A 4,777-nucleotide genomic window follows, 5' to 3' on the forward strand; every position below is an offset into this window, starting at 1 on the left:
TCGGCAGCGGCAAACATCTCTTCCGTCAGATGCGTACGGGAACGCAGGCCGATGAAATGAGCATCACGGATCGACTCTTTCAGCTGTTCGCTGTCGAGCGCACCTTTGTGAAACTCGATGTTGCTGTACCCTGCCGCACGAAGGTTATCGATTGCTTTTTGATGCACACCTTCCACCAGCAGAAACTTAATTTTGTCTTTTTCCAGTGATACCTTAGCCATTTCCCCGCCCTGTCTGTCTTATTTCTGATGTTGTGTTGAACGAAAGTCCACCTCAGCAACATATCAAAAAAAACTATTGCAGCAATATGAACGTTTGCGTCGGCTGCCTGAAGAAATGTCATCCAGCGAAAAATAGCAGCATAAAATGCTAGCTTTGAGAGAAAGCGTAGGTTGTTAGCCAGGCACAGAGAGGAAATGTGACACAAGTCACCGAATTTCACCTGGGGAAAATTTTTTACGGGAGCCAGAACGACTCCCGTCAGATCATTTCACGATGGTTTTCACGCCATCTGCGGTGCCGATCAGCGCTACATCCGCGCCACGGTTGGCGAACAGCCCAACGGTCACCACGCCCGGAATGCCATTGATCGCATTTTCCAGCGCAACAGCGTCGAGAATTTCCAGACCATGCACATCCAGAATCACATTGCCGTTGTCGGTCACGACACCCTGGCGGTATTCAGGACGACCACCCAGCTTCACCAGCTCGCGGGCGACCGCGCTGCGCGCCATTGGGATCACTTCGACCGGCAGCGGGAATTTACCCAGAATGTCGACCTGCTTGGACGCATCTGCGATACAAATGAATTTATCCGCCACGGAGGCGATGATTTTCTCACGGGTCAGCGCCGCGCCGCCGCCTTTGATCATCTGCATGTGGCCGTTGATTTCATCCGCACCGTCAACGTAGATGCCAAGACGGTCGACTTCATTGAGATCGAACACGGTGATCCCCAGGCTTTTCAGCTTGGCAGTAGAAGCATCCGAGCTGGAGACGGCGCCTTCAATCTGGCCTTTCATGGTACCCAGCGCGTCAATGAAGTGCGCCGCAGTAGAGCCGGTACCGACTCCCACAATCGTGCCTGGTTGTACGTATTGAAGCGCTGCCCAGCCAACTGCTTTTTTAAGTTCATCCTGTGTCATGGTTTTTGCCTGTACTGTTTCAGATGTGGCGCATTATAGAACATTCAGGAAATCCATGTGGCAGCGGCGTTCAGCAATTTGGTCTGTATCAAAGCAAAATTTATGTCATAGTGCTGAAAAACGACAATGCACACACAACTGAGGAGCCCATCATAGCGATGAAACGTCCGGACTACAGAACACTACAGGCATTGGATGCGGTCATTCGGGAACGTGGATTTGAACGCGCCGCCCAAAAGCTATGTATCACGCAGTCCGCCGTCTCCCAGCGAATAAAACAGCTGGAAAATATGTTCGGGCAACCTCTGCTGGTGCGTACCGTACCGCCGCGCCCTACCGAGCAGGGACAAAAGCTGCTGGCGCTGCTGCGCCAGGTGGAGTTGCTGGAAGAGGAGTGGCTGGGCGATGAGCAAACCGGCTCCACGCCGCTGCTGCTGTCGCTGGCGGTCAACGCCGACAGCCTTGCGACCTGGCTGCTGCCCGCGCTGTCGGGCGTGCTGGCTGACTCCCCTATCCGCCTTAACCTGCAGGTTGAGGATGAAACCCGAACCCAGGAGCGCTTGCGCCGCGGGGAAGTGGTCGGCGCCGTGAGTATCCAGCCGCAGGCGCTACCGAGTTGCCTGGTCGATCAGCTTGGCGCGCTCGACTACCTGTTCGTCTCGTCCAAACCCTTTGCGCAACGCTATTTTCCGAACGGCGTCACCCGTTCAGCCCTGCTAAAGGCACCGGTTGTCGCCTTCGATCACCTGGACGACATGCACCAGGCGTTTTTACAGCAGAACTTCGACCTGCCGCCGGGCAGCGTGCCCTGCCATATCGTCAACTCCTCTGAAGCGTTCGTACAACTGGCGCGTCAGGGGACGACCTGCTGTATGATCCCGCATCTGCAGATTGAGAAAGAACTGGAAAGCGGCGAGCTGATTAACCTGACGCCGGGCCTGTTTCAGCGCCGGATGCTGTACTGGCACCGCTTTGCCCCGGAAAGCCGCATGATGCGCCGCGTCACCGATGCGCTGCTGGAATACGGGCACAAGGTATTGCGCCAGGACTAACGCTCTCAACGATCGACAACGGCGGATCAGGGGCTTTGCGTCTTATCCGCCGTTCTCTTTTTTCCTCTTCACGTCTTTGAAATCCATCACACATTAAATAATCTCACCCGGCAAAAAACGACGCACCGTTGGCTGTTTTTTGCTGGCGACAAGGTGGCGTAAAAAGCTCACCGTATCTGCAATCCCCTGGTTTAATTGCGGAATACGGAGCAAAAAATGTCAGACTTGCAGGAGTGGCAAACCCTTGCCAACAAGGAACTCAGTCGGCGGGAAAAAACCGTCGACTCGCTGGTCAAACAAACGGCGGAAGGCATTGCCATCAAGCCGCTGTACACCGAAGCCGATCTCGATAATCTGGAAGTTACCGGCACCCTTCCCGGTCTGCCGCCCTACGTTCGCGGCCCGCGCGCCACCATGTATACCGCCCAGCCCTGGACCATCCGCCAGTACGCTGGTTTTTCTACCGCCAAAGAGTCCAATGCCTTCTACCGCCGCAACCTGGCTGCCGGACAGAAAGGGCTTTCCGTCGCCTTCGACCTCGCCACCCACCGCGGTTATGACTCCGATAACCCGCGCGTGGCGGGCGATGTCGGCAAAGCTGGCGTGGCGATTGATACCGTCGAAGACATGAAGGTGCTGTTCGACCAGATCCCGCTGGATAAAATGTCGGTGTCGATGACCATGAACGGCGCGGTGCTGCCGGTTATGGCGTTTTATATCGTGGCGGCAGAAGAACAAGGCGTTGCGCCACAACAGCTCACCGGGACTATCCAGAACGATATTCTCAAAGAGTATCTGTGCCGCAACACCTACATTTACCCGCCAAAACCCTCCATGCGTATCATCGCCGACATCATCGCCTGGTGTTCGGACAACATGCCGCGCTTTAACACCATCAGCATCAGCGGCTATCACATGGGCGAAGCGGGCGCCAACTGCGTACAGCAGGTCGCCTTTACCCTGGCCGACGGCATTGAATACATCAGAGCCGCGCAGTCCGCTGGGCTGAAAATTGACGATTTCGCGCCACGCCTGTCGTTCTTCTTCGGCATCGGCATGGATCTGTTTATGAACGTCGCGATGCTGCGCGCCGCCCGCTACCTGTGGAGCGAGGCCGTCAGCAGCTTCGGCGCGACCAACCCGAAATCCTTAGCCCTGCGCACCCACTGCCAGACCTCCGGCTGGAGCCTGACTGAGCAGGATCCGTATAACAACGTGATCCGCACCACCATTGAAGCGCTCGGCGCCACCCTTGGCGGCACCCAGTCGCTGCATACCAACGCCTTCGATGAAGCGCTTGGCCTGCCTACCGACTTTTCCGCCCGCATCGCGCGTAACACGCAGATCATCATTCAGGAAGAGTCAGCGCTCTGCCGCACGGTGGATCCGCTGGCCGGGTCATACTACGTGGAGTCGCTGACCGATCAAATCGTGAAACAGGCGCGGGCGATCATCCGGCAAATTGACGACGCAGGCGGAATGGCCAAAGCCATTGAGGCCGGACTGCCGAAGCGGATGATCGAAGAGGCCTCCGCCCGCGAACAATCGCTGATCGACCAGGGCAAACGCGTTATCGTCGGCGTCAACAAATACAAGCTGGAAAAAGAAGACGAAACGGCGGTGCTGGAAATCGACAACGTCAAGGTGCGCAACGAGCAGATCGCTGCGCTGGCGCATATTCGCGCCACCCGTGACGACACCGCCGTCAACGCAGCACTGAAGGCGCTGACCCACGCCGCGCAACACAATGAAAACCTGCTGGCCGCCGCCGTCAACGCTGCCCGCGTGCGCGCCACGCTTGGCGAGATTTCCGATGCGCTGGAAGCGGCGTTCGACCGCTATCTGGTGCCCAGCCAGTGCGTCACCGGGGTCATTGCGCAGAGCTACCATCAGTCCGACAAATCCGCCTGCGAATTTGACGCCATTGTTGCGCAAACAGAACAGTTTCTGGCGGACAATGGCCGCCGTCCACGCATTCTGATCGCCAAAATGGGCCAGGATGGTCACGATCGCGGCGCCAAAGTGATCGCCAGCGCCTATTCCGATCTCGGCTTCGATGTCGATCTCAGCCCGATGTTCTCCACGCCGGGGGAAATAGCCCGCCTTGCGGTAGAAAACGACGTGCACGTGGTTGGCGCTTCCTCGCTGGCGGCGGGCCATAAGACGCTGATCCCTGAACTGGTGGCGGCGCTGAGAACATGGGGACGCGACGATATCTGCGTCATCGCGGGCGGCGTGATCCCTCCGCAGGATTATGCCTTCCTGCAAGAGCGCGGCGTGGCGGCCATTTACGGCCCCGGCACGCCGATGCTGGAAAGCGTGCGCGACGTGCTGATGCGGATAAGCCAACATCATGATTAACGACACCACGCTGGCAGACACCGTACAGCGCTTGCGTCAGGGTGAGCGGGCCACGCTCGCCCAGGCTATGACGCTGGTCGAGAGCCAGCATCCCCGCCACCAGGCCCTGAGCACACGGCTGCTGGATGCCATTATGCCCTTTAGCGGCAATGCGTTGCGCATCGGCGTCACCGGCACGCCGGGCGCCGGAAAAAGCACCTTTCTGGACGCCTTCGGCAT

General features: G+C 57.7%; 3 protein-coding genes and 2 pseudogenes. 3 read left to right on the forward strand and 2 right to left on the reverse strand.

Annotation, left to right across the window (positions count from 1 at the left end; genetic code table 11):
* Positions 1-221 (reverse strand): annotated as a pseudogene (locus tag JO226_RS15820) (phosphoglycerate dehydrogenase); the annotation flags it as partial.
* 264 nt (positions 222-485) lie between these two features.
* Positions 486-1,145 (reverse strand): ribose-5-phosphate isomerase RpiA, encoded by a 660-nt coding sequence (rpiA, locus tag JO226_RS15825; protein WP_293602496.1) that lies wholly within the window; start codon positions 1,143-1,145, stop codon positions 486-488.
* 158 nt (positions 1,146-1,303) lie between these two features.
* On the opposite strand from rpiA, the gene argP reads away from it, so the two are divergent.
* From argP to JO226_RS15840, 3 genes and pseudogenes are all read left to right on the forward strand, one after another.
* A complete protein-coding gene (gene argP, locus JO226_RS15830) occupies positions 1,304-2,197 on the forward strand; it encodes a DNA-binding transcriptional regulator ArgP (protein ID WP_293602497.1) in 894 nt (297 codons plus the stop codon).
* A 216-nt stretch (positions 2,198-2,413) separates the two neighbouring features.
* Positions 2,414-4,558, forward strand: a complete 2,145-nt coding sequence (gene scpA, locus JO226_RS15835) for a methylmalonyl-CoA mutase (RefSeq protein ID WP_293602498.1) — start codon at positions 2,414-2,416, stop codon at positions 4,556-4,558.
* Positions 4,551-4,777, forward strand: a pseudogene (locus JO226_RS15840) (methylmalonyl Co-A mutase-associated GTPase MeaB); the annotation flags it as partial. The gene scpA and the pseudogene JO226_RS15840, both read left to right, overlap by 8 nt.

Origin of the sequence: Pluralibacter sp., from assembly GCF_019237635.1 — a bacterium.
In the GTDB taxonomy this organism is placed as follows: domain Bacteria; phylum Pseudomonadota; class Gammaproteobacteria; order Enterobacterales; family Enterobacteriaceae; genus Enterobacter_B.